Here is a 2404-nt window from a genome sequence, read left to right on the forward strand (position 1 = left end):
GGAGGTGAAGGGATTTGTTTAAAATAGCAGTCCTAACATCAGGAGGAGGGTCAAACCTTCAATCTATTATAGATAATATAAATTCAGGGAATATAAATGCAAAAATTGAGATAGTTATAGGAAGCAAGGATGGAATTTATTCATTAGAGAGAGCTAAAGAAAATAATATAAAGTTTGAAGTTGTAAGTAAAAAAGAGTATGGAAATAAGACTTCAGATAAAATATTAGATTTAGTGAAAAATGTGGATTTAATAGTTCTTGCAGGATATCTTTCAATATTAGAGGGTGAAATCTTAAAAAGGTTTGAAAATAAAATTATAAATATACATCCATCACTTATTCCAGCTTTTTGTGGAGATAAGATGTATGGAGAAAGAGTGCATAAGACAGTAATAGAAAAAGGGGTTAAATATACAGGGTGTACAGTTCATTTTGTAAATGAAGAAGTTGATGGGGGCGCAATTATTCTTCAAGAGATAGTAGAAGTAAAAGAAGATGATACTGTAGAAACCTTGCAAAAAAGAGTGCTTGTAAAAGAGCATAAAGTGCTTCCTAAGGCTATTAAATTAATAAGTGAGGGAAGAATTAATATTGAAAACAATAAAGTTAAGATAAAAGAAGAGGTGTGTTTATGAAAAGAAGAGCTTTAATTAGTGTATTTAATAAAGATGGTGTTTTAGAATTCTCAAAAGAACTTATAAATATGGGAGTAGAAATACTTTCAACAGGTGGAACATATAAGTATTTAAAAGAAAATGGAATAGAGGTTATTGAAGTTAATAAGGTAACAGATTTTCCAGAAATGCTAGATGGAAGAGTAAAAACACTTCACCCACGTATACATGCAGGGATCTTAGCAATTAGAGATGATGAAAAGCATATGAACACATTAGAAGAGCACAATATAAATACTATTGATTATGTTGTAGTTAATCTTTATCCATTCTTTGAAAAAGTAAAAGAAGATTTAAGCTTTGATGAAAAGGTTGAGTTTATAGATATTGGTGGACCAACTATGCTTAGAGCCGCAGCTAAGAACTTTAAAGATGTAACAGTTATTTCAGATACTAAGGATTATGAAAGAGTAATAAATGAAATAAAAGAAAATGGAGAAGTTACATTAGGACTTAAAAAAGTATTAGCAGGAAAAGTATTTAATTTAATGAGTGCTTATGATGCTGCAATATCAAATTTTCTTTTAGAAGGAGAGGAAGAATATCCTGAATATCTTTCAGTATCATACAAGAAAAAGCAAAGTCTAAGATATGGAGAAAATCCACATCAAAGTGCAGCTTATTATGGTAGTTTAGAAAATGATGGAGCTATGAATAGCTTTGAAATTTTAAATGGAAAAGAACTTTCATATAATAATTTAAAAGACGTTGATATAGCGTGGAAGGTTTGTAATGAATTTACTGAAATTGCTTGTTGTGCATTAAAGCATAATACACCTTGTGGAGTAGCAATAGGTGAAACAGTTTTAGATTCTTATAAGAAAGCACATGATGCAGACCCTGTATCAATTTTTGGTGGAATAGTTGGAATAAATAGAGTTGTAGATAAAGAAACAGCCGAGGAAATGAGTAAAATTTTCTTAGAAGTTATAATAGCAAATGGATATACTGAGGAAGCTTTAGAAGTTCTTAAAAAGAAAAAGAACTTAAGAGTTTTAGAAGGAAAAGTAAAACCAAACTCTAAAAAGTTTATGGTTACAGTTGATGGCGGAATTTTAGTTCAAGAAGAAGATTTAAAATTAAAAGACAAAATGGAAGTTGTAACTGAGAAAAAGCCAAGTGAAAAAGAACTTAGAGATATGGAATTTGGAATGAAGGTTGTAAAATATGTTAAATCAAATGCAATAGTGGCGGTTAAAGATGGGGTTGCTGTTGGAGTTGGTGGTGGACAGGTTAATAGAATTTGGGCTACTACTGAAGCTTTAGAAAGAGCAAAATCTGCAAATGTTATAGCATCAGATGCATTCTTCCCATTTAGAGATTGTGTTGATGAAATTGCAAAGTATGGTGTAAAAGCAATTATACAACCAGGTGGTTCAATGAGAGATGAAGAATCAATTAAAGCTTGTAATGAGCATGAAATATCTATGGTATTTACAGGAATAAGACACTTTAAACATTAATTAAGTAAAAGCTTACAGGATATTATATTTTGTAAGCTTTTTAAGAAGGGGGACTTAGATAATGAAAATATTATTAATCGGATCAGGTGGACGTGAAAGTGCAATAGCATTTAAATTACTTCAAAATGAAAGAGTTTCTAAAATATATGTAGCACCAGGAAATGGTGGAACAGCATCCTACGAAAAATGTGAGAATATAAATTTAGAAGATATAAATGATTTAAGAGTATTTGCTATAAATGAAGGAATAGACTTAACTATAGTAGG

The 2404-nt window shown here is 30.2% G+C and carries 3 protein-coding genes; all 3 read left to right on the forward strand.

The annotated features are described in order from the left end of the window. Positions 1-14: 14 nt before the first annotated feature. Positions 15-635 (forward strand): phosphoribosylglycinamide formyltransferase, encoded by a 621-nt coding sequence (purN, locus tag ACRDDY_RS12195; protein WP_438565221.1) that lies wholly within the window; start codon positions 15-17, stop codon positions 633-635. Then, positions 632-2137 carry a bifunctional phosphoribosylaminoimidazolecarboxamide formyltransferase/IMP cyclohydrolase gene (gene purH / locus ACRDDY_RS12200; RefSeq protein ID WP_438565222.1) on the forward strand — a complete coding sequence of 502 codons (1506 nt, stop codon included), beginning with the start codon at positions 632-634 and terminating at the stop codon, positions 2135-2137. Before purN ends, purH begins: the two co-directional genes overlap by 4 nt. A 61-nt stretch (positions 2138-2198) precedes the next feature. After that, positions 2199-2404 (forward strand): phosphoribosylamine--glycine ligase N-terminal domain-containing protein (locus ACRDDY_RS12205; protein ID WP_438565223.1); only part of this gene is annotated, 206 nt, incomplete at its 3' end.

Origin of the sequence: Clostridium sp. (assembly GCF_051656525.1) — a bacterium.
Taxonomy (GTDB): Bacteria; Bacillota; Clostridia; order Clostridiales; family Clostridiaceae; genus Clostridium.